The sequence below is a fragment of the Cellulophaga omnivescoria genome, assembly GCF_001999725.1.
Taxonomy (GTDB): Bacteria; Bacteroidota; Bacteroidia; order Flavobacteriales; family Flavobacteriaceae; genus Cellulophaga; species Cellulophaga omnivescoria.
Map to the genome: position 1 here is coordinate 55,818 of NZ_MDDP01000043.1, position 23,867 is coordinate 79,684.

Genomic DNA, 23,867 nt, shown 5'->3' on the forward strand with positions numbered 1-23,867 from the left:
TACTTATGTTTGAATTTGACCAGTATTTAGGTTTTTTAGCTTTTTTAACTATCCTTACTATAGGATTTTGGCTAATGATATTTTTATTAACATTTGTTATACCTTATTGGTTGGGCGGATCACTTATAGAATTTCTGAAAGAAAAACGAGAAGCTAGAAAAGCAAAGCGTTTAGAATAAAAAACAAAAAAGAGACTTATTTAAGTCTCTTTTTTTGTGCTTCACTATTAACTAAAATGTTTAATTGTATTATATACATACTAAAACTTTGTAGTTAATAATTATTATAATAATTAAAAAGGGTGTTGTTCACTTAAACAACACCCTTTTTTTATAATTTTATTCCGTATTATTATCCTTGCATATCCATTTCATCACCTCCGCCATCTCTCATTTCACCTTTATTGCGTTGGTTTTTTTGTTGATTAAATCTGTAAGTAAAAGTTAAAGCTACACTTCTTTCTCTCCACTGAAACTCACTGTTTGAGAAAATATTTTCAGTTCTACTTTCAGATCTTCTTTTTCTGGAATTAAAAATATCGCTAACACTTAATGATAAGGTTCCTTTTTCTTTTAAGATATCTTTACTTAATGCTAAGTCAGATCCAAACATTCCTTTGGTATCAGTTTGTGCATTTTTGGATGGACCTCTATAGGTTAAGTTTGTCTGAAAATCTATTTCTGCAGGTAATGGTATTTTTGCACTAAATTTAGAAAACCAGCTAAAGTTATCAGCATCAAAATTTTGAGTAATTTCTTCGTTTAAGAAATTAGTATAGGTATGTTCACCTTCTAAGCTTTGTTGAAATAAGTTAAGGTTTAAGCTAAACCTCCAGTTGCGTATTGGTGTATAGGTAGATGTAATATCTAAACCATATCTAGTCTCGGTAGCTAAGTTAATTGGTGTTCTAGCTTGTACAGGTATTTCTACAGAACTCCCTGGGTTTGCAGGATCTTCTATACTAACAAAGTCACCTGTTTCTTGTGAAACAAACTGAAAAACTCCTGTTGAGTGGTTGTAGTAACCAGAGATGTTAAACAAAACTTTGTCCCATCTTTTTAAATAACCTAAATCATACGCATCTGTAAAAGTTGGATCTAAATCTGGATTACCAAAAAATAAGTTTGTGTTACTAGACCTAGAAGGAAAAGGGTTTATAAACCTAGAACGTGGTCTTCTAAGTCTTTTACTGTAACTAAGTGTAAATTGTTCCATTTCTGATAACTCATATCCTAAAAATACAGAAGGGAACCAGTTGGTGTAATTTTTGGTGTTAATTTCATTTGTTTCTGCTAGTTCAATTTCTATATCTGTAGATTCCATACGTAAGCCACCAAGTAAACTAAACTTATCAAATTTAGTACCTAATTGTACATAAGCAGCATTTATATTTTCTCTGTAAAAAAGCTCGTTACTAAAATTTGGATTACTAGTAAAGTTACCATTAACTTCTTCTCCAAAATCATAATCTGTATTATAATAATTAAAGTTACCTCTATAACCTGCTTCAAACTGAGAGGCTAAATCTTTGCCAAAAGGTAATACATAGTCTACCTGTACTAATTGGTCTATTTGTTTGTTATCAGAAATTGTACGCTCTAAAGGACTACTATTTGCATTACCACTTACAAGTTCTTCTATACTAGCATTTTCTAATTCGTTAGATCTAGAGTATTGGTAATCTATAGTTAATTTATTACCGTCATCATTAAACCTTTTAACATAGTTTAAAGAGTATTGTACTGTTTCTTCATCATCATCTTCTATTGTATTTCTTTGTCTTTCAATGGTAGGGTTCATATTACCATCAAAATTAAAAAAGTTAACATCTGCTTTGTCTAAACCGTTAGAGTTTCTGTATAATACAGAGTTTGTTATACTACTAGTTTCATCTATAAAATATTCAAAACCAACATTTGCATTGTAGTTTTTACTGCTACGGTCATAATTTCTGTATTCGTTTTCAAAACTTGCAGTTGTGCCATCTTCATTAAAGTATTCATTTTCAAAAGTGGCGTTTCCAGGTCCTGTTCTGTCTCTGTAGCTTAAGTTTGTGTACAGGTTAAATTTATCTCTTCTTAAGTTGATATTAGCAGAACCAGCGTATTGTTCTGGATCACCAACTGTTGCAGATACAGATCCGTTTAGGCCAGCAGTTTTACTTTGCTTTAAAATGATATTTAAAATACCAGCAGTACCTTCTGCATCATACCTTGCAGATGGGTTTGTAACAACCTCTACTTTTTCTATAGCATCTGCAGGTAAAGATTTTAAAGCGGCATTGTCTAAACCAGAAAGTGCAGAAGGCTTACCGTTAATTAAAATTTTAACGCTTTCATTACCTCGTAAACTAATAGCTCCCTCTACGTCTACATCTACAGACGGCACATTGTTTAAAACATCTGTAACAGAACCTCCTTTTACGGTTAAATCTTTACCTACGTTATAAACTTTTTTATCTAACCTAAGTTCTACGGTGGTTTTCTCTGCAACTAAAACAACATCGTCTAGCTGTTCTACGTCTAAAGCTAATTTAATAACACCTAAATCTGTAGATTTATTTAGGTTTTGGTTGTTAACAGTATATGTTTTATATGATAAGAACTCTACTTTAATATTGTATAATCCTGCATCTGCAGTAACATCAAATTTCCCTTGTTGGTTTGTTATTCCTCCTGTAACTACAGATGGGTCTTTAACACTTTGTAATACTAGTGTAGCATATTCTAAAGGATCTCCTGTTTCATCATCAACCACAGTACCTGTGATTTTAATTTTTTTAGGATTAGTAGATTTAGCATTGGGACCTTGAGCGTACGTAATTACAGTTGCAAATACCAGTACTAAGGAAAGTAGTTGTTTCATTCTTTTTGTTTAGTTTTTTTCTTTTTCTTTTTTTTAGCTTTTTTAAAGCCTTCTTTTTCTAAAGCAACATAAGCCTCATATTTTTCTTTTGGCAGAGCAGCTTTTAATTCTTCAGTCTGTTGTTCTTTTAATTTTTCTATGCTTTCTTTCATTTTTTCACCATCTAGCTTTAAAATTTGCAGTTCCATATACTTTTTAATGTATTTGGTTAATGTTGTGCTTAATACTGCTTCTTCAAAACTATTAAGATCTATAACTTCTAAAATTTTAGGCATTTGTAGCTCTACAATTTCCTCTGCTGTTAGCGGTTCTGGTTTTTCATTAGATTGTGTTTGTGGCATTTGGTTTCTAACGCGGCCGTTTCCGTAGCCATTATTATAACCGTTACCATAACCATACTGTGCCTCTACAGTTGATAATGAGAATACAAATACTACTGCTGCATAAAAAAATATTTTATTAGTTTTCATAACTTTCTGAATTAGTAAGAGTTTAAAAATTAAAGAAGGTTTAATTTAGTTTGGTTAAAGATTTGTTAAAAGAATTTAGCAATAAAAATGCCAAAAATTAAACTGTTCCTAAATTACAGTTTTTATTGCTTCAGTAGGTCTTCCAATAACGGCTTTATTTCCGTTAATAACAATTGGTCTTTCTATTAGTTTAGGATTGGCAATCATAGCATCAATAATTTCATTATTAGATAGTTGCTTGCCTTTGTAGTTCTCTTTCCAAATAGCCTCATTTTTACGTACTAAAGCTATAGGATCTATAGCTAAAAGGCTAATAATGTTTTGTAGCTCTTGTTTTGTAGGTACATTTTCTAAATATTTTACAATTTCAAAAGGTTTACCAGTTTCTTCTAAAAAAGCTACTCCTGCTCTAGATTTACTACATCTGTTGTTATGGTAAATTTTTATCATTATTAAATTATTAAAAATTAATCTTCATTTTTTTGTCCCATCATCATTAAATAAGCTTTTAAAAATGGGTCTATTTGTCCGTCCATTACAGCATCTACATTGCCTGTCTCTTCGGCAGTACGCACATCTTTTACTAGTTTATATGGGTGCATAACATAGTTACGTATTTGTGAACCCCACTCAATTTTCATTTTACCAGCTTCAATTTCGCTACGTGCTTCTTGTTTTTTACGCAATTCAATTTCATATAATTGAGATTTAAGCATTTTCATAGCAGTAGCTCTGTTGTCATGCTGAGATCTAGAATCTGAGCAAGAAATTTGTATTCCGGTTGGTTTATGAGTTAACTGTACTTTAGTTTCTACCTTATTAACATTTTGTCCGCCAGCGCCACTAGAGCGTGCTGTTGTAATTTCTATATCAGCAGGGTTAATTTCTATTTCTATACTGTCATCTGCAAGTGGGTATACATATACAGAAGCAAAAGAAGTATGTCTTTTAGCATTACTATCAAAAGGAGAAATGCGTACTAATCTGTGTACTCCGTTTTCACCTTTAAGCCAGCCAAATGCATAATCTCCTTCAATTTCTAAAGTAACAGTTTTTATGCCAGCAACATCACCTTCTTGGTAATTAAGTTCTTTAATTTTATAGCCATTTTTTTCTGCCCACATTAAGTACATACGCATAAGCATTGCTGCCCAATCACAACTTTCTGTGCCACCAGCACCAGCTGTAATTTGCAAAATTGCTGTAAGTTCATCACCTTCATCAGAAAGCATATTTTTAAACTCTAGGTCTTCAATATGTATTTTGGCTTTGTTGTAATGGTTTTCTAATTCTTCCGCAGTTACATCACCTTCTTTTAAAAACTCTAATAAAACCTCTAAATCGGTGACAAGTAGTTTTGCATCATCAAAGTCTTTAACCCATTTTTTTTTGGCTTGTAAAACTTTCATTTGGGCTTGTGCTTCCTGAGCATTATCCCAAAAGTTAGGAGCTAGTGTTTTTTCTTCTTCGTTTTCTATTTCTATTAGCTTGGCATCTATGTCAAAGATACCTCCTTAACGCACCAAGGCGATCTAAAAGATCTTTGTATTGATCTGTTGTTATCATTTTTTAAAATAATTTAAAAGCAAAAATAGCACTAAACTATGGTTGTACAATCTATTTTATATAAATTTAGAAAATCAAAAAAAATTTATCTATGAAACGTATTTCTATTTTGTTGTTTATTCTTGTTTATTGTGCTATTTGCAATGCACAGTTTAGTAACAAATACAGTACTTTTAAAAAGTTTGATGGATTATTTTCTTTTTTTTATGATGATAGTACAGATAAAATTTATTTAGAAGTTACAGATTTAGAAAAAGAGTTTTTATATGTAAGCTCTTTAAGCAGTGGTGTAGGTAGTAATGACATTGGTTTAGACAGAGGCCAGTTGGGTAAAACTAGGGTTGTTTATTTTAAAAAAGCCGGTAATAAGTTACTGTTAATACAACCAAATTTAAAATATAGAGCTTTAACTAATAATGCTTTAGAAAAACAATCTGTAGAGCAAGCATTTGCAAAGTCTATTTTAGGTGGTTTTAAAATTGAAGAAGAGGCCAATGGAAAATATTTAATAGATATTACGTCTTTATTTATGCAAGATACCCACGGTGTTGCTAATAAACTTAAAAACACTGCTCAAGGTAATTATAGTTTAGATGCAAGCAAAAGTGCTTTTAACTTAGAGCGTACTAAAGCTTTTCCTAAAAATATAGAGTTTGATGTTTTTTTAACCTTTAAAGGAACTGCAAAGGGAAGGTATATTAGTTCTGTAGCCCCAACTTCTGGCTTGGTAACAGTAGCTCAACATCATTCCTTTGTAGAGTTGCCAGATAACAAATTTAAAAAAAGGAGTTACCATCCGCGTAGTGGTTCTTTTATGTTCTCTTATTATGATTATGCCACGCCTATAGAGCAAGACATTCATAAACGTTTTATAACTAGGCATAGATTACAAAAGAAAAACCCTAATGCCGCAATTAGTGAAGCCGTAGAACCTATTGTTTATTACTTAGATAATGGCACACCAGAACCTGTGCGTACTGCATTGTTAGAAGGTGGTAGGTGGTGGAATCAAGCTTTTGAAGCCATTGGTTATAAAAATGCTTTTCAGTTAAAAATATTACCAGCAGACGCAGACCCAATGGATGTTAGATATAACGTTATACAATGGGTCCACAGATCTACACGGGGGTGGAGTTATGGAGCAAGTGTTACAGACCCAAGAACCGGAGAAATTATAAAAGGACACGTAAGTTTAGGTAGTTTGCGCATTAGACAAGATTTTTTAATTGCACAAGCCTTAACAAATAAACCTTTTGCTAAGAGTGATGATAACAATAACAAAATGCTTGAACTTGCATTAGCACGTATAAGACAGTTGTCTGCACACGAAATTGGACATACTTTAGGTTTTGCTCATAATTTTGCAGCTAGTACCAACAACAGAGCATCTGTTATGGATTACCCGCATCCACAATTTAAGTTGAAAGGAAAAAATATAGATTTTTCTGGTGCATATGTAGAGGGTATAGGTGAGTGGGATAAATATACAGTAGCTTATTCTTATTCAGATTTTAAAGAAGACAAAAATGAAGATGAGGAGTTAAAAAAAATAATACAAAAAGCACAAAAGGAAGGCTATAGGTTTGTATCAGACAGAGATGCCAGAGCCAGTGGAGGTGCACATGCATATGCACACCTTTGGGACAATGGAGGTAATGCAACAGAAGAATTAAATAAGGTGTTAAAAATTAGAGCAGTAGGTATTTCTAATTTTTCTATTGATAATATTAAGGAAGGACAACCAAATTCTGTGTTAGAGGATGTTTTTGCGCCGCTTTATTTTTTTCATAGATACCAAACTGAAGCTGTAACAAAATTAATAGGTGGTTTAGATTATAATTATACTGTTAAAGGAGACCAGCAACTTACGGTTAAAGCTGTCTCAAAAAAAGAACAACAAGAAGCACTACAAAGTTTATTACAAACAGTAAACGCAGAGCAAATTGCAATTCCTAAAAATAAATTATCACTTTTTCCACCTAGAGCTTTAGGTTATGGTAGTACAAGAGAATCTTTTAACGGAAAAACAGGAATTTCTTTTGATGCGCTTTCTGCTGCAGAAACTGCAGCAGATATGACTCTTTCCTTTTTATTGCATCCGCAAAGAGCATCTAGATTAGTACAACAAAAAAGCTTAGATTCAAAACAAATTGGTTTGCATGATGTGCTAGATCAGTTAATAAATAACACATTTAAAAAGAGTTATAAAGATACTTATTTAGATGAAGCGCAACAGAATATTAATTTTAGAGTCTTGTATTATATTAAAAATTTAGCAGCAAGCAAAAGTGTGCACCCAAAAGTAAATGCAATAGCTAATTTTAAATTACAAGAATTAAAAGATAGATTTTTAGATAGAAACAAACCTTATGCATTAGAGGTTGTAAATAGAATAGAACATTTTCAAAAACACCCAGAACTTTTTAAGCCAATAGTTTCTCCTAAAATACCAGATGGTTCACCAATAGGAATGGAATGTATGACTAACTAAAAACACAATATTTAAAATGAAAATAAATCTTATAAGTGACACCGTAACAAAGCCAACATCAGAAATGCTTAGTGCAATGTTTGCATCTGATGTAGGAGATGATGTTTTTAAGCACGATCCTACAATTAATGCTTTAGAAGAAAAAGTGGCGGCAATGTTTGGTAAAGAAGCAGCATTATTTTTTCCTAGCGGTACAATGGCAAACCAAACGGCAATAAAGTTGCATACACAGCCTGGTGATCAATTAATTTGCGACAAATATGCTCATATTTTTAATTATGAAGGTGGTGGAGTAAGTTTTAACAGTGGTGTGTCATGCAGGTTGGTTGATGGCCACAGAGGTATGATGACAGCAAAACAGGTAGAAGAGGCTATAAACCCTCCAGATTTTTATCATAGCCCACTTACTACCTTGGTTTGTATAGAAAACACAACTAATAAAGGTGGTGGCGCTTGCTGGGATTTTGAAGAGCTAAAAAAAATTAAGATGGTTTGTGAAAAACACAACTTAAAATACCATTTAGATGGGGCTCGTTTATGGAATGCATTGGTAGCTAAAAATGAAACTCCAAAACAATATGGAGATTTGTTTGATACTATAAGTGTTTGTTTGAGTAAAGGTTTGGGCTGCCCAGTGGGTTCTGTTTTAGTTGGCTCTAAAAAAGACATACAAAAAGCCATAAGAATACGTAAAATATTTGGGGGTGGTATGAGGCAAGCAGGTTACTTGGCCGGTGCAGCTATTTATGCACTAGATAATAATATAAATAGATTAAAAGAAGACCATACTAAAGCTAAAGAAATAGGTGATGTGTTACAAAAACTAAGCTACATAAAGAGTGTAGAGCCTATAGAAACAAATATTGTTATTTTCTCTATTGATGAAGATAGATTGACACAAAAAGATTTTTTAGACAAACTATTAAAAAACGGAATAGAAATAATTGGTATGGGACAAGGAAAATTGCGCATTGTTACCCATTTAGATTATACTAATGCTATGCACAGTAATTTTTTAACTATATTAAAGAGTTTGTAAATTGTTAATAGATAAAAAACTATTTTTTAAATTTTTAATACCATTCTCCATACCTGCTTCAGATGAGTAAAACTGGCTTTTACCTATAACTTTGCCGTTTAAGGTTTTTAAATTAAATAAAAATTTGCCATTGTAGGCAGTTTTACGTTCAAAAACGTTTAAACTGTTTATAGATGGCATTATTTCTTTTATAGCACTATTTAGTTCTTCTTTTGTATTAAAACTATTGCCATGCAATAACACAACATTGTTTTTAGTTTTTAAACTAAAAGTGAACGTATTATCCTCTTTTTTTACAATATCTATCATAACTACACATTTTTCTTAAAGATAACATTTTTTTTAAAGTTACAGTTAATTTAAATTTAAGACTTTGTTAAGAGTAGTAGTTTATTTTAAAATTAACGCTTGTTAAGCTCTAAAACACTAGTAAAATAGGGTTTTTTTATAAAATAATACAGTTTTTCTATGATTAGTTGAACATAAAAATTATATTTGCACTATAATTATTTAACATATTTTAACATTAATTAAACACATTAACCAAAAATGAAAAAATTATTATTCTTATTTGCAGTTATGACTGCATCTGTTACTATGGCTCAAGATTTGCCTACAAATCCAGAACCAGGTAAATGTTATGTACGTTGTACAACTCCTGACGTATATGTAAATGAATCTATTACAATTACAACTAAGCCTGCATATTCTGTATTAAAAACAGTACCTGCAACTTTTAAAACAGTTACTGAGCGTGTTTTAGTAAAAGACGAGAGCAAAAGTTTAAAAATAGTACCAGCTAAATGGGGAACAGAGACTGTTACTTATGTAGCAAAAGAAGGTGGTAACACATTAAGTATTACTCCTGCTAGTTTTACACCTAGCTCACAAACTATAGAAGTTAAGCCTGCTTACGCAGTATGGGAATTAGGTGCGCCAGCTCCTGATTGTGCTTCTAGCAACCCAGATGATTGTAGATACTGGTGTTATAAAGGTTACCCAGCAGAGTTTACTACAATACAAACACAAGAGTTAGCTTCAGATGCTACTGTATCTAAAACCCCAATTGGTTCTAGAAATGCTACATATAAAAAGACTGTTTTAGTTTCTGGTCCTTCTGTAGTAGAAACTATAATTCCTGCTGAATACAAAGAAATTACAAAAACTGTATTAGATAAGGATGCTTATACTACAAGTGTTTCTGTACCTGCTGTAACTAAAACAATTACTAAAGAGGTATTAAAGCAAAAAGGTGGCCTTACTACTTGGAGTGAAGTTGAGTGCTCATTAGTACAATACCAAGCTTTACCAATAAACTGGAATACTGGTAGCTCTACTTTAACTGCTGAAGCAAAAAGAATTATTGATTCTAGATTAATGCCAGTTTTAAATCAAAACCCAGGAGTTAAATTAGAAATTGCTTCTCATACAGATTCTAGAGGTAACAGTGTATCTAACCAAAGCTTATCTGAAAGAAGAGCTAAATCTGTAGCAGATTACTTAATCTCTAAAGGTGTTAACTCTAGCTTATTAGTAGCTAATGGTTACGGTGAAAACAAATTGAAAAACAGATGTAAAGATGGTGTTTCTTGTACAGAAAGAGAGCACGCTGCTAACAGAAGAACTGAATTTAGATTAATTAACAACTAGTAGTAAAATCTATTATAGTTAATCACTAACCAATAAAAAGGGCTTTCAATTAATTTTGAAAGCCCTTTTACTTTTTTGTTATTGTAACCAGGGTAATATATAAACCAATTTTAATGGTTAGCCAGTTTACATTTTAAAACTAAAATATAGTGTAAGAGTTTCTAAGTCTTGGGTTAGTAATAAACGTAACAGAGCTATTTGTTTTATAAAAAAAATAAGCCTTCAAAATTAATTGAAGGCTTTAAATAAATTTTATTCTATTTAAGATTTTTTAATCTATATATTTTTTTAAAAATTTTATATGGTGTTGTACTTCGCCGTTCATACTATAACCGTGTAATGCACCTTTTTCTCTTCCTTTATTGTCTAGTATTTTTAAGTTAGGAAACACACCTTTCTTGTTGTACTTAGCCATTAAGTCCATATTGTGCTTTAACTGCTTTTCGGTTAATAAATCATTGTTTCTTGGAATATCAATATACAATAACTCATAATTTTTAGAAATTTCTCTAAATTCGTCGGTATCAAACAAATCTTTTTTTAACATTTTGCAAGGTCCGCACCAATCACTACCAGTAAAATAGACTAAAATATTTTTGTCTTCTTTTTTGGCTTTTTTCAATACAGTCTCATAATCTGTGTTCCATTCTACATCTCCAATAACTTTATTAGTTGGTGTAAAACCAAATAATAAAGGAAAAATTAAGGCAATTAATAAGTGTTTCATCTTTATATTTTTTATTATTGATACAAAAAACTTGCCAGTTTTTATTTAAATAACGAATCCATTCCAGGAATATTGGGTAAACCATCTTTTGCAGCTGCGGCTAATTCAGTTTCATTTACCTGTGTTGCTCTTTCAATAGCCTTATTTAAAGTTACTATTAAATAATCTTCAAGCTGTTCTTTATCTTGTAAAAGACTTTCGTCAATATCAATACTTTTAATAGTTCTATTAGCAGTTATAGTAACCTTAATTGCGTTATCAGTAGATTTTTCATCAATTAAAACAGTATGTAATCGTTGTTTTGTTTCTTCAACTTTTTGTTGGGTTTCTTTAAGTTTTCCCATCATACCCATCATATCTCCAAACATAATTTTTTAGTTATAGTTAATATGTTTCAAAATTACTAAATTGTTGGTCAATCAACCTTAAAAAGAAATGAAAGTCATAAAAAAATGTATTGTTCTGTTAGTTAGTATTATTTTTGTTGCTTCATGTAAAAATATAAATAAGCCTATGGCTACTATTAAAACTCCTGTTGCTAAAAAAGTACCAAAAGAATTAATTAAACATAATGATGTTAGAATAGATGATTATTATTGGTTAAATAATAGGGAGGATAAAGAAGTAATTGCATATTTAGAACAGGAAAATACGTATTACAATACCTTAACTGCCCATACTAAAGATTTTCAGAAAACACTTTTTAATGAGATGAAGGAGCGTATTAAGGAAGACGACTCTTCTGTTCCTTATAAGTTAAATGGTTATTGGTATGAAACTAGGTATGAGTTAGGAAAAGAATATCCTATTTACTCTAGAAAGAAAGGGGAAGAAACGGCAGCAGAAGAAATTATTTTTAATTGTAATGATTTAGCTATAGGTCATGATTATTTTAATTTAAGTGGTATTGCAATTAGTCCTAATAACAAGTTAGCAGCTTTTGGTGTAGATATTGTTTCTAGAAGAGAATATACAATTAGAATTAAAAACTTAGAAACAGGGGAAGTTTATAAAGATGTTATAGAGAAAACCACAGGTAGTAGCGTATGGGCTGCAGATAACCAAACTTTGTTTTACACTAAAAAGGACCCTGTAACGCTAAGATCAGACAAAATTTACAAACATAAACTGGGTACGCCAACTTCTGAAGATGTTTTAGTGTATCATGAACAAGACGAAACTTTTAATACTTACATATATAAAACCAAGTCAAAAAAATACATAGTAATAGGGTCTTCTAGTACGTTAACATCTGAGTATAGATTTATTAAAACAGAAGAACCCGATTCAGATTTTGAAATATTTTCTCCAAGAGAAAGGGGACTAGAGTATTCTATAGCACATTACGGAGATAAGTTTTATATTTTAACTAATAAAGATGGTGCTTATAACTTTAAATTAATGACTTGTAGTGAGTCTGCAACGCCAGCTACAAATTGGAAAGAATTTATACCTCATAGAGAAAATGTATTGCTAGAGGATTTAGATATTTTTAAAGATTACTATGTATTATCTGAAAGGGAAAATGGTTTAAATAAATTGAAAATTGTTCGTTGGGATACCAACAAAGGATATTATTTGCCTTTTGAGAGCGAAACCTATACGGCATATGTTGGCATTAACCCAGATTTTAATACATCCATCCTAAGGTATGGTTACAACTCATTAACAACGCCTAGTTCTGTAATAGATTTTAATATGGATACCCATACCAAAGAAGTTAAAAAAGAACAGGAGGTACTGGGGGATAAATTTAATAAAGAGAATTATAAGTCTGAACGAGTTTGGGCAACAGCCAGAGATGGTGTAAAAATACCTATGTCCGTAGTATACCATAAAAACACTAAGTTAGATGGTACAAGCCCTTTATTGCAATACGCCTACGGATCTTATGGATATACAATTGACCCTTATTTTTCAACAGTACGTTTAAGTTTGTTAGATAGAGGTTTTATTTATGTAATTGCGCACGTTAGAGGAGGTGAATATTTAGGTAGAAAATGGTATGAAGATGGTAAACTTTTAAAAAAGAGAAACACCTTTACAGATTTTATAGATTGCTCTAAATATTTAATAGATAATAAATATACTAGCAGTAAACATTTATATGCATCTGGTGGTTCTGCCGGAGGTTTACTTATGGGAGGTATACTTAATATGGCACCAGAATTATATAATGGCGTAATTGCAAGTGTGCCATTTGTGGATGTTGTAACAACAATGTTAGACGATTCTATACCGCTAACCACTGGCGAGTATGATGAGTGGGGCAACCCTAATGATAAAGAGTATTATGATTATATGAAGTCTTACTCTCCTTATGACAATGTAACAGCACAACAATACCCAACAATTTTGGTAACCACTGGTTTACATGATTCTCAGGTACAATATTGGGAACCTGCTAAATGGGTAGCAAAGTTAAGAGAACTTAAAACAGATAGTAACTTACTATTTTTAGATACAAATATGGATGCAGGTCATGGCGGTGCATCAGGTAGGTTTGAAGCTTTAAAGGAAGTAGCAAAAGACTACGCGTTTTTAATAGATTTAGAGGGAAAAATCGATAAGTAAAAAAAAAAACCTAAATTTGTCACGTAATTGATAAGCTAACCAACAAAGTCTTATCATTTTATAACCAAATACGCATGGAAAATAAAATTAATGCCTATAACAATGTTTTAGAGTTAATAGGTAACACTCCGTTAATTAAAATTAATAATGTTACTAATTCCTTTAAAGGAGAATATTACGCTAAAGTAGAGGCTTTTAATCCAGGACATTCTGCAAAAGACAGAATAGCAATTCATATAATTGAAGAAGCAGAACGTAAAGGATTATTACACGAAGACAGTACAATTATTGAAACAACATCTGGTAATACAGGTTTTAGTATTGCAATGGCAAGTATTGTTAAAGGATACAAATGTATATTAGCAGTAAGTTCTAAATCATCTCCAGATAAAATAGATATGTTGCGCTCTATGGGAGCACAAGTATATGTTTGTCCTGCACATGTAAGTGCAGATGATCCTCGCTCATATTATGAGGTAGCTAAAAGGTTACACAGAGAAACAGAAGGTTCTATATACATTAATCAATATTTTAATGAACTTAATAGAGCTGCGCATTACGCTTCTACAGGTCCAGAAATTTGGAAACAAACAAATGGTAATATTACCCATTTAGTTGCCTGTAGTGGTACAGGTGGTACTATTTCCGGTACAGCAAAGTATTTAAAAGAGCAAAACCCAAATGTAAAAGTTATTGGAGTAGATGCTTTTGGTTCTGTATTAAAAAAATATCATGAAACACGTGAGTTTGATGCTAATGAAATTTACCCATACCGTATAGAAGGTTTAGGCAAAAATTTAATACCAGGAGCAACAGATTTTGACGTTATAGACAAGTTTGTAAAAGTTACAGATGAAGAAAGCGCACATACTGCAAGACAAATTTCTGGTACAGAAGGTTTGTTTGTGGGTTATACTAGTGGTGCTGCAATGCAGGCTGTAAAACAATTACACGCAGATGATGAATTTGATGCTAATAGTAAAGTAGTTGTTATATTTCCAGACCACGGTTCTAGATATATGAGTAAAATATATAGTGATGAATGGATGGAGGCTCAAGGTTTTTTACATACAGAAGTAGAACAGGAAAAGCCAGAAATTCAATTTGTTAAGTAATAAACTTAGAAATTAAAAAATAAAAAGACAATGAATTTTACTTCATTGTTTTTTTTTGTTCATAAAATTGTTATGAAACCTTGCTGAAATTCTGTACTTTTGCAGACAGCCAAAATAGCTTAGATGAGAGATTTATTTGATAGAATACTAGCGAACAAAGGACCATTAGGAAAATGGGCATCGCAAGCAGAGGGATATTTTGTTTTCCCTAAATTAGAAGGAACTATTTCTAATAGAATGAAATTCCAAGGGAAAGAAGTAATTACTTGGAGTGTTAACGATTATTTAGGTTTAGCAAACCACCCAGAAGTGCGTAAAGTAGATGCACAAGCAGCAGCAGATTATGGTTCTGCTTACCCAATGGGAGCACGTATGATGTCTGGACACACAGACTTACACGAACAATTACAAAATGAGTTGGCTGAATTTGTTAAAAAGGATGCAGCTTATTTATTAAACTTTGGTTACCAAGGTATGGTATCTACTATAGATGCTTTGGTTTCTAAAGATGATATTATTGTTTACGATGTAGACTCACACGCATGTATTATTGATGGTGTACGTTTGCATATGGGTAAACGTTTTACTTATAAGCATAATGACGTTGAGAGTTTAGAAAAAAACTTAGAACGTGCTACTAAAATGGCAGAACAAACTGGTGGAGGTATATTAGTTATCTCTGAAGGTGTTTTTGGTATGCGTGGTGAGCAAGGTAAATTAAAAGAGATTGTTGCTTTAAAAAAGAAATTTAACTTTAGATTTTTAGTAGATGATGCTCACGGTTTTGGTACATTAGGAAAAACTGGTGCTGGAGCAGGTGAGGAGCAAGGAGTGCAAGATGAAATAGACGTGTACTTTGCTACTTTTGCAAAATCTTTAGCTAGTACTGGTGCATTTATTGCAGCAGATCAAGAAATTATAGATTACTTAAAATACAACTTGCGTTCGCAAATGTTTGCAAAGTCATTGCAAATGCAATTAGTAGTAGGAGCGTTAAAGCGTTTAGATATGCTTAGAACAATGCCAGAGTTAAAAAATAAACTTTGGGAGAATGTAAATGCATTACAAAGCGGATTAAAAGAGCGTGGTTTTGATATAGGAACAACTACTAGTTGTGTTACACCTGTGTTTTTAAATGGTAGTATACCAGAAGCTATGGCATTGGTTAGAGATTTAAGAGAGAACTATGGTATTTTTTGTTCTATAGTTGTTTATCCTGTAATTCCTAAAGGACTTATTTTATTAAGAATGATTCCTACAACGTCTCATACTTTAGAAGATGTAAACGAAACACTTAATGCTTTTGATGCAATACGTGAGCGTTTAACAAATGGTACATATAAAAGATTATCTGCCGCTGTTGCAGCTGCAATGGGAGAGTAAAAAATCTTTTTATTTTATATTAAAAAACCCAAGTATATTATGCTTGGGTTTTTTAGTTTATAAATTTTTTCTGTAAGTTCTTCTTCTTCTAAATATTTTAGGGTCAAAATTTTTCCAAATCTGTCTTATAGCCGTATTTTCTTCTAATTCTGGTGTTCGTATACAGTTTTCTATACCCTTATCTTTAAATGTTTTGTAATATTCATTAAAAATAATTGCTGTTACGCCTTTGTTTTGGTATTCTGGATGTACGCCAATTAAGTAAAAAATAACATCTTTACTCTGCTTTTTAGCTTTAAGTAAATGGTAAGCGCCAAAAGGAAATAGCTTCCCTTTAGATTTTTGTAAAGCTTTAGAAAAAGAAGGCATTACTATAGAGAAAGCAACAAGATTATCATCCTTATCTACAATAAATTTTATGTACTCTGGATTAATAAAACTTATATATTTTTTCTTAAAATGTTCTTTTTGTATGTCGTTTATTGGGACAAAGGAAGATAAAGATGCGTAAGACTCATTAAACAAATCAAACATTTTGTCTGCTAAAGGCATTACGTCTTTAGTTTTTGTAAAATTTATTTCTCTTAAATTATATCTCTTTTTTATTAAACCCTGTATTCTTTCAAAAAACTCTGGCTTGGCATTGGCAAAAGGAAACTTGTTTTCCAAGTATTCTTTTTCCTTTACAAAACCTAAACGCTCGTAATGGTTAACGTAGTATGGGTGGTTGTACCAAGTTATCATACTACCAATATGGTCATAACCTTCTGTAACAACACCCACTTTATCTAAATTAGAAAATCCTACAGGACCTTCCATATATTCCAAATTATGTTTTTTTCCTATTTCTTCAACCTTTTGTAGTAATGCTTCAGATACGTTTATATCATCAATAAAATCAAACCAACCAAAGCGCATTTTTTTTACTTTTTGGTTGTTAATTTCAATCCAGTTAATTATTGCAGCAACTCTACCTACAATTTTAGGTCCGTTGTAAGCTAAAAGAAACCAGGCCTCTGCATCTTTAAAAACGGGGTTTTTTTCTTTATTAAAAGTATCTAATTCATCGTTAATTATTGGAGGTACCCAATATGGTGAATTTTTATATATACTAAACGGAAATTTTACAAACTGTTTAAGTTCAGCCTTAGTTTTAGCCTCTACAATGGTAATCATATTCTAATATCTTTATCTATATCAATATTAGGAATATTAATTAATAAGAGAAAGTTTTAGGCTTATTAAAATTAAAAGATGTTTTTAAAAATCTATTGGTTCATCATCTTTAGATTTCTTTTTCTTACTATTTTTATTTTTGGCATCTCTTTTAGCTTGTTTTCTTTTCTTTTTTAAGTCCTTTTTTCTGATTTTTCCGTCTTTGGTTGTTGCATTCTGATCTTCAATAGCAATTACTTTATCTTTATGCATGTCTAACCTATATGAAAAACCGGCAGCAAAAAATAGGCGGGTAGGAGTATCTTTTATATTGGCACCCAAATGTAAATCTACTTGCATATTTTCATCAATTAAATAAGCAGTACCACCTCTAAAAATTACATCAGAATATCTGTCGCTTTTAATGCCTTGGTTTTCTGCAAAAACACTCCATTTTGGGTTTCTAAATGCGTGAGATAAAGATACAATGTAGCTCCATTCAGGAAAATCTGTTCCTATGCGGTCATACGCTACATTGGTTATAAGTACAAATTTAGGAGAAAGCCTACTTTGTGTAGCAATCATACCTCTAGGCGAAATTGTTGCTTCACCAGGGTAGTATGGATTGTCTCCCAAAACAAAGTTGGCACCTGCATAAACAGATATTGCAGGTATTAAATTTTTTAGCTGAAATGTGTTATTAGCTTTCCAGCTATATAAATTTGGCTTGTTTGCTTCTTCACTCTTGTAAGGGTCAAAAATTAAATATTTTAATCCAATTCTATTTCTTTTAAAATCTGTATACTTTTGATCAGGAAAACCAATGGTAGAATATGTTCTGTTTTCATTAGTATATGTTCCTTCATATATAATTTCTAACTCTTCAAAAAACAAACCATACCTTAAAGCTAAATCTACTCCCAATAATTTAGAATCCGTTTTTAGTGTGTTATGACTTTGTTTTTCGTAAGACATTCCGGCTTCGGCCTGTAAAACTCCTGTGCCAATTGCATATGCACTTACAGATTGTCCTGGTCTGTTAGAGTTTATTACGTCTGTGTATTGTGAGAGTCCTAAAAATGGAAGTGCAAAAAGAAATAAAGAGAATATATTTTTTAATTTTTTCATACCTGTAAGCTTACCTAAATATACTTTTATTATTATTTTAAGAGATATAATCTTTATATACAACGGTAGAATTGTATTTTTGATATAAATTTTTAGAACAAATATGGATTTTTTAATAGCTATTCTTGTAATTATTGCGGTTTATTACCTGCTTAAGTTTTTGATACGCTTATATGCGCCAAAAATGATGAATTATGCAGCTAAAAAAACGGAAGAACATTTAAAGAAAAAATTTGAAGAGTTTAGTCAAAACCCTAATCAGGGATATACAAATACAACCGAAAATTCTTCTACCAAGGTTAATAAAACTAAATTTAAATCTAACCCTTCTAAAAAAGTTGGTGAGTATATAGATTTTGAAGAAGTTGAATAACTAATTGTAAATAACAACCAACCTTTACTAGGTTTAGACTTTAAGCAACTAAAAAATGCTTATTTTGCTAAACTTATGTGTGATATTAATACAACACCAACAACATAATGAAAATTAATTTTAAATCTGTTTTAACAAACTTTTTTGTTCTTGTTTTATTTGTAGTGGCTTCTTTGGCTTACTTTACTCCTGTTTTGCAGGGTAAAAAAATATTTCAGTCAGATATTGCCCAATATACAGGAATGGCAAAGGAGCAAAATAATTTTAGAGAAAAAACAAATACAGAGCCTTATTGGACAAATAGTGCTTTTGGAGGTATGCCAACATATCAGTTAGGAGCTAATTACCCTCATAATTACATAAAAAAATTAGACAAATTAATACGGTTTTTACCTAGACCAGCTGATTACTTATTTTTATACTTTTTAGGATTTTATATTTTATTATGCTGTTTAAAGGTAGATTATAGGTTAGCTGTTGTTGGTGCTTTAGCTTTTGGCTTTAGTACATATTTAATAATAATTTTAGGTGTTGGCCACAATGCAAAAGCGCACGCTCTAGGTTATATACCAATGTTATTAGGAGGTATAGTTTTAATGTTTAGAAAAAAATACATTTTAGGATTTATACTCACAGCATTTGCAATGGCTTTAGAGGTTAATGCCAACCATTACCAAATGACCTATTATTTTATGTTGCTAATTTTAATATTGGGTGTAATTTATTTAGTATACGCATTTAAAGAAAAGCAACTAAAGCATTATTTTATTTCTGTAGGATTACTTTTTGCTGCTGTGTTAATTGGTATTGCAACAAACGCAACTAATTTAATGGCAACAAAAGAATATTCTGATTGGAGTACCAGAGGTACATCTAAATTAACCATAAATAATGATGGATCTGATAGAGAGAATACTGGAGGACTAGATAAAGAATATATTACACAATACAGTTATGGAATAACGGAGTCTTTAAACATATTTGTGCCAAGACTATTTGGAGGGTCTAACTCTGAAAATTTAGGAGAAGAATCCAAAACTTATGAGTTTTTAGTGCGTAAAGGTTTATCTAGAAAACAAGCATTAGATTTTGCAGAAGGTTTGCCGTTATATTGGGGAGACCAACCGGGTGTTTCTGGAGCAGCTTATGTAGGTGCAGTATTATTTTTTCTATTTGTTTTAGGTTTGTTAATTGTAAAAGGTAAATTAAAATGGTGGCTTTTAGGTGGTACTATTATGTCATTAGTGCTTTCATGGGGAAAAAACTTTAGTGGTTTAACCAATTTTATGATAGATAATTTTCCTTTATATGATAAGTTTAGAGCAGTTTCATCTATCCAAGTAGTATTGGAGTTGTGTATTCCTTTGCTTGGTATTTTAGCTTTAATGACCTTATTTAAAGAGAAAGAAAATAGAGCTAAATACAATAAATCATTACTAATAAGTGCAGGGTTAGTTTTAGGAACATTAATACTATTATTTTTAGCTAAAGGAACTTTTACTTTTGATGGGTTAAGTGATGATAATTATAGAAAATATTTTGGAGATGAAGTATTAGCTATGATAAAACTAGACCGACAAGAGGTGTATACTAATGATGTTTTACGTTCTTTAATATATGTATTACTATCAGCAGCTACATTGTCATTATTTATACATAAAAGGTTAAAAAACAACGTTTTTGTAGCGGTAATGGGTGTATTAATTTTAGCAGATTTAGTACCTGTTGCTAAAAGGTATGTTACAGAAAATGACTTTGTACATGCAAGACAAATGGAGCAACCTTTTCCTATAACAAATACAGATAAACAAATAAACCAAGATACTTCTGTATTCCGTGTTTATAACCCAAGAGAAGGGTTAAACGGAGCAAGTACATCTTATTATCATAATTCTATTGGTGGTTACCACGGAGCAAAACCAGCTGCAATGCAGGACTTGTTTGATTTTCATATTTACAAAAACAATGTAAGGGTTTTAAGTATGCTTAACGTAAAATATGTAATTCAGGAAGATGAAGAAGGACGTACTTATCCAGCAGTAAACCCTAATGCAATGGGTAATGCCTGGTTTGTACAAAACCTAAAAAAAGTATCTTCTGCCAATGAAGAGATTATGGCATTGGATAGTTTAAATATTAAAACAGAAGCTGTAGTTAATATAACCGAGTTTCCAAAATTATCTAAATTTAGTTTTGCAAAAGACTCTACAGCCACAATTATTTTAGATAAGTATGAGCCAAACCACTTAACATATACATCTATTACTACAACAGATGCCTTAGCGGTATTCTCTGAAATGTATTATAAAAATGGATGGAATGCTTATATTGATGGAAAAAGTTCGCCATACTTTAAAGTAAATTATACGCTTAGAGCTTTAGAAGTGCCTGCTGGTAAACATAAGATAGAATTTAAATTTGAGCCAGAAGTAGTTGTAAAAGGCAGTAAAATAGCTTTAGCAAGTAACATACTTTTAGCTATAATTGTTATTGGAGGTATTATTTTTAGTTTTAAAAAAACAACTAAACGGGAAGATGCATAATGCAAAAGGTGCTAATTATTGCCTATTATTGGCCACCAGCTGGTGGCCCTGGAGTACAGAGGTGGCTTAAATTTGTGAAATATTTAAAAGATTATAATATTGAGCCTGTAGTATATGTGCCAGAAAATCCTAATTATCCTATAGAAGATGCATCCTTTGTAAATGAAATTCCCAAAGGTGTAAAAATTTACAAACAGAAAATTAATGAACCTTATGGTTGGGCTAATTTTTTATCAAAAAACAAAACAAAAAAAATTAGTTCTGGTTTAATACAAAGTAAAAATCAATCTATAATAGAAAAATTTTTGCTGTGGGTACGTGGTAATTTTTTTATACCTGATGCTCGTAAAAATTGGGTGAAACCTTCTGTTAATTATTTAACTAAGGTTGTAGAAGAGGAAAATATAAATACAATAATAACAACTGGCCCCCCACACAGTATGCATTTAATAGGCCTTAAGCTTAAGGAAAAGTTAGGTGTTAATTGGGTGGCAGATTTTAGAGATCCTTGGACTTCTATTGGGTACCATAAAAAGTTAAGATTAAGTAAGTCATCAGCTAAAAAACACAAAAATTTAGAACATTTGGTTTTAAATTCTGCAGATAGTATTTTAGTAACTAGTAAAACCACTAAAAAAGAATTTTTAAATATTACTAGCAAACCTATTGAGGTGATAACAAATGGTTTTGATGGTGATATCGCCAGTAAAAAAACTTTAGATAAAAAGTTTACAATATCGCACATAGGATCTTTACTTACAGGTAGAAATCCAGAAAATTTATGGAAAGCATTGTCTGAGTTGTGTGAGGAAAATAAAGACTTTAAAAGAAGTTTATGCCTTCAGTTTATTGGTGTTGTAAGTGAAGATGTTTTAGAAACAATTTATAAATACAACTTAAAATCTTGCGTAAATTTATTAGGATATGTCTCACATAAAGAGGCATTAGTGTATCAAGAAAAATCTCAGGTATTATTACTCTCAGAAATAGATTCTCCAGATACAATAGGTATTATTGCAGGTAAGCTGTTTGAGTATATGCGAGCTAAGAGACCAATTTTAGCTATTGGACCAAAAGGATGGGAGGTAAGTAGTATAATAAAAGAGACAAATACAGGCGTGGCTTTTAATTATAGCGATACATATAAATTAAAAAGTTTACTTTTAGATTGGTTTGGTACATACCAAACAGAAAAATTAAATGTAAATTCTACTAACATTAACACATATAGTAGAAAAGAGCTTACAGCTAAACTAGCTAATCATTTATATGGGTATTGTATTTAAACAAACTTTTAGTAATACCATTGTAACTTTTTTAGGCTTTGGTATTGGTGCTATTAATACACTTTTTTTGTACACTAATTTTTTATCTAAAGAAAATTATGGTTTAGTTACAGTAATACTTGCTACAGCAGCATTATTAATGCCTTTGCTAACTTTTGGAGTACAGAATACATTAGTAAAGTTTTATAGTAGTTATAAAGATGGTAATGAAGCAAAGTCTTTTTTAAGCCTTATGCTGTACTTACCAATGCTTATAATTATACCATTTACACTTATTACTTTTTTTGCTACTGATTTTATAGGTGATTTTTTAGCAGAAAAAAACCAAGAAGTTAAAGGATATGTATGGTATATTTTTTTTGTAGGACTAGCAATGTCTTATTTTGAAATATTTTACTCTTGGGTAAAGGTGCATATGAAATCTGTTTTTGGAAACTTTATGAAAGAAGTTTTTGGTAGACTATGTATTGCTATTTTACTGGTATTGGTTTATTACAAGCTTATCTCTGTAGACTTTTTTTTAAAAGCTTTAGTAGGAGTTTATGTTTTGCGCTTGTTAGTGATGAAATGGTATGCTTTTAGCTTAGAAATGCCTGGTTTTAATTTTAAACTTCCAAATAATTATATTTCAATTATAAAGTATAGTGCACTTATTATTTTGGGCGGTTCTGCAGCCGTAATTTTACTAGAGATAGATAAGTTTATGCTTAACCAATATGTAGCTATAGAAAATGTAGCATTTTACGGCGTTTCTGTTTTTATAGCAACAGTAATAACGGTACCCTCTAGAGCTATGCACCAAATAACTCATCCTTTAACTGCTAAGTTATTAAATAGCAAAGACAAGCCAGAATTACTTAAGCTATATAAAAAATCATCATTAACCTTATTTATAATATCAGGAATTATTTTTCTATTAATTGTACTTAACTTGAATGAACTGTATAAATTAATGCCCGTTGCATATAGAGGAGGAATGCTTGTTGTTTTTTTAATTGGTTTAACAAAAGTGTTAGATGCTCTTTTGGGTAATAGTAACTCCATTCTTTTTAATTCTGATTATTATAGAGCAATATTAGTTATGGGAGTTTTGCTTGCTATTTTGGTAGTTGCTTTAAACTATGTATTAATTCCTGCTTACGGTTTAGAAGGAGCAGCTTGGGCATCATTTATTGCTATAGCAGGCTTTAATGCTGTAAAAATAGGCTACGTATATGCCAAGTTTAAAATGCATCCTTTTAGTTTAGATACATTAAAAGTTTTATTGGTTTTATGTGTGTTAGGTGGTTTGTTTTTCTTTGTAAATTTTAAATTTTATCCGGTAATAAATATTGCTTTAAAAAGTATTATAATTAGTGTTGTTTATATTTTTGTGCTTTATAAGCTTGGAGTTTCCAAAGATGTTTACGGTATAGTATCACCTTATTTAAAGAAAAAAAGAAAGCAAAAGTAAAGCCCCAGAAGAATAAATTCTCCTAGGGCTTTAACAACTAACAACCTAA

The 23,867-nt window shown here is 31.1% G+C and carries 20 protein-coding genes; 11 read left to right on the forward strand and 9 right to left on the reverse strand.

Annotation, left to right across the window (positions count from 1 at the left end):
* Window positions 1-5: 5 nt before the first annotated feature.
* Entirely contained in the window at window positions 6-179 is a 174-nt protein-coding gene (locus BFJ87_RS16925) for a hypothetical protein (protein ID WP_170854684.1), read from the forward strand.
* Window positions 180-351: 172 nt separating this feature from the next.
* On the opposite strand, the gene BFJ87_RS13430 is transcribed toward BFJ87_RS16925, so the two are convergent.
* The 4 genes from BFJ87_RS13430 to prfB all read right to left on the reverse strand — a co-directional run bounded on the left by BFJ87_RS13430 (window position 352) and on the right by prfB (window position 4,901).
* Entirely contained in the window at window positions 352-2,865 is a 2,514-nt protein-coding gene (locus tag BFJ87_RS13430) for a TonB-dependent receptor (RefSeq protein WP_077405557.1), read from the reverse strand.
* The gene (locus BFJ87_RS13435; protein WP_077405560.1) at window positions 2,862-3,335 is read right to left on the reverse strand and encodes a hypothetical protein; all 474 of its coding nucleotides are present in this window, start codon (window positions 3,333-3,335) and stop codon (window positions 2,862-2,864) included. Before BFJ87_RS13435 ends, BFJ87_RS13430 begins: the two co-directional genes overlap by 4 nt.
* A 108-nt stretch (window positions 3,336-3,443) precedes the next feature.
* On the reverse strand, window positions 3,444-3,785 hold the full coding sequence (gene arsC / locus BFJ87_RS13440; RefSeq protein WP_077405563.1) for an arsenate reductase (glutaredoxin): 342 nt from the start codon (window positions 3,783-3,785) through the stop codon (window positions 3,444-3,446).
* A gap of 17 nt (window positions 3,786-3,802) precedes the next feature.
* Window positions 3,803-4,901, reverse strand: a protein-coding gene (gene prfB / locus BFJ87_RS13445) for a peptide chain release factor 2 (protein ID WP_139344252.1) whose coding sequence is annotated in 2 segments (ribosomal slippage) — window positions 3,803-4,837 and window positions 4,839-4,901 — 1,098 coding nt in all. Because the reading frame shifts where the segments join, the coding sequence is not laid out codon by codon here.
* Window positions 4,902-4,992: 91 nt separating this feature from the next.
* Here prfB and BFJ87_RS13450 point away from each other — a divergent pair.
* On the forward strand, window positions 4,993-7,392 hold the full coding sequence (locus BFJ87_RS13450; RefSeq protein ID WP_077405568.1) for a zinc-dependent metalloprotease: 2,400 nt from the start codon (window positions 4,993-4,995) through the stop codon (window positions 7,390-7,392).
* A 16-nt stretch (window positions 7,393-7,408) separates the two neighbouring features.
* Window positions 7,409-8,431 (forward strand): threonine aldolase family protein, encoded by a 1,023-nt coding sequence (locus BFJ87_RS13455; protein WP_077405572.1) that lies wholly within the window; start codon window positions 7,409-7,411, stop codon window positions 8,429-8,431.
* Here the strand turns inward: BFJ87_RS13455 and BFJ87_RS13460 are convergent.
* The gene (locus BFJ87_RS13460) at window positions 8,417-8,740 is read right to left on the reverse strand and encodes a YegP family protein (RefSeq protein WP_077405575.1); all 324 of its coding nucleotides are present in this window, start codon (window positions 8,738-8,740) and stop codon (window positions 8,417-8,419) included. The two genes, BFJ87_RS13455 and BFJ87_RS13460, sit on opposite strands and share 15 nt — an antisense overlap.
* 240 nt (window positions 8,741-8,980) lie before the next feature.
* Between BFJ87_RS13460 and BFJ87_RS13465 the strand changes: the two genes are divergently transcribed.
* The gene (locus BFJ87_RS13465; protein ID WP_077405578.1) at window positions 8,981-10,081 is read left to right on the forward strand and encodes an OmpA family protein; all 1,101 of its coding nucleotides are present in this window, start codon (window positions 8,981-8,983) and stop codon (window positions 10,079-10,081) included.
* A gap of 271 nt (window positions 10,082-10,352) precedes the next feature.
* On the opposite strand, the gene BFJ87_RS13470 is transcribed toward BFJ87_RS13465, so the two are convergent.
* Window positions 10,353-10,808 (reverse strand): thioredoxin family protein, encoded by a 456-nt coding sequence (locus tag BFJ87_RS13470; protein ID WP_077405581.1) that lies wholly within the window; start codon window positions 10,806-10,808, stop codon window positions 10,353-10,355.
* A 41-nt stretch (window positions 10,809-10,849) separates the two neighbouring features.
* Window positions 10,850-11,176, reverse strand: coding sequence for a YbaB/EbfC family nucleoid-associated protein (locus tag BFJ87_RS13475; RefSeq protein ID WP_077405584.1), 327 nt, complete (start codon window positions 11,174-11,176; stop codon window positions 10,850-10,852).
* 67 nt (window positions 11,177-11,243) lie between these two features.
* Here BFJ87_RS13475 and BFJ87_RS13480 point away from each other — a divergent pair, with 67 nt between their 5' ends.
* The 3 genes from BFJ87_RS13480 (at window position 11,244) to capB (ending at window position 15,880) form a co-directional block, all read left to right on the forward strand.
* Window positions 11,244-13,382: a S9 family peptidase gene (locus BFJ87_RS13480; RefSeq protein ID WP_077405587.1), complete on the forward strand. Its 2,139-nt coding sequence runs from the start codon at window positions 11,244-11,246 to the stop codon at window positions 13,380-13,382.
* A 74-nt stretch (window positions 13,383-13,456) separates the two neighbouring features.
* Window positions 13,457-14,497 carry a cysteate synthase gene (gene capA, locus BFJ87_RS13485; protein ID WP_077405590.1) on the forward strand — a complete coding sequence of 347 codons (1,041 nt, stop codon included), beginning with the start codon at window positions 13,457-13,459 and terminating at the stop codon, window positions 14,495-14,497.
* Between the two features lie 123 nt (window positions 14,498-14,620).
* A complete protein-coding gene (gene capB, locus BFJ87_RS13490; protein WP_077405593.1) occupies window positions 14,621-15,880 on the forward strand; it encodes a cysteate-C-fatty acyltransferase in 1,260 nt (419 codons plus the stop codon).
* 57 nt (window positions 15,881-15,937) lie between these two features.
* Here capB and BFJ87_RS13495 read toward each other — a convergent pair whose 3' ends face one another.
* Window positions 15,938-17,056, reverse strand: coding sequence for a GTP cyclohydrolase (locus BFJ87_RS13495; RefSeq protein WP_077405596.1), 1,119 nt, complete (start codon window positions 17,054-17,056; stop codon window positions 15,938-15,940).
* Window positions 17,057-17,140: 84 nt separating this feature from the next.
* Entirely contained in the window at window positions 17,141-18,163 is a 1,023-nt protein-coding gene (locus BFJ87_RS13500) for a transporter (protein ID WP_077405599.1), read from the reverse strand.
* Between the two features lie 103 nt (window positions 18,164-18,266).
* Here BFJ87_RS13500 and BFJ87_RS13505 point away from each other — a divergent pair, with 103 nt between their 5' ends.
* From BFJ87_RS13505 to BFJ87_RS13520, 4 genes are all read left to right on the forward strand, one after another.
* Window positions 18,267-18,536, forward strand: coding sequence for a DUF4834 family protein (locus tag BFJ87_RS13505; RefSeq protein WP_077405602.1), 270 nt, complete (start codon window positions 18,267-18,269; stop codon window positions 18,534-18,536).
* 107 nt (window positions 18,537-18,643) lie between these two features.
* The gene (locus BFJ87_RS13510; protein ID WP_077405605.1) at window positions 18,644-21,079 is read left to right on the forward strand and encodes a YfhO family protein; all 2,436 of its coding nucleotides are present in this window, start codon (window positions 18,644-18,646) and stop codon (window positions 21,077-21,079) included.
* Window positions 21,079-22,365 (forward strand): glycosyltransferase family 4 protein, encoded by a 1,287-nt coding sequence (locus tag BFJ87_RS13515; RefSeq protein ID WP_077405607.1) that lies wholly within the window; start codon window positions 21,079-21,081, stop codon window positions 22,363-22,365. The genes BFJ87_RS13510 and BFJ87_RS13515 overlap by 1 nt, the downstream gene beginning before the upstream one ends.
* A complete protein-coding gene (locus BFJ87_RS13520) occupies window positions 22,349-23,818 on the forward strand; it encodes a lipopolysaccharide biosynthesis protein (protein WP_077405610.1) in 1,470 nt (489 codons plus the stop codon). The genes BFJ87_RS13515 and BFJ87_RS13520 overlap by 17 nt, the downstream gene beginning before the upstream one ends.
* Window positions 23,819-23,867: the final 49 nt, after the last annotated feature.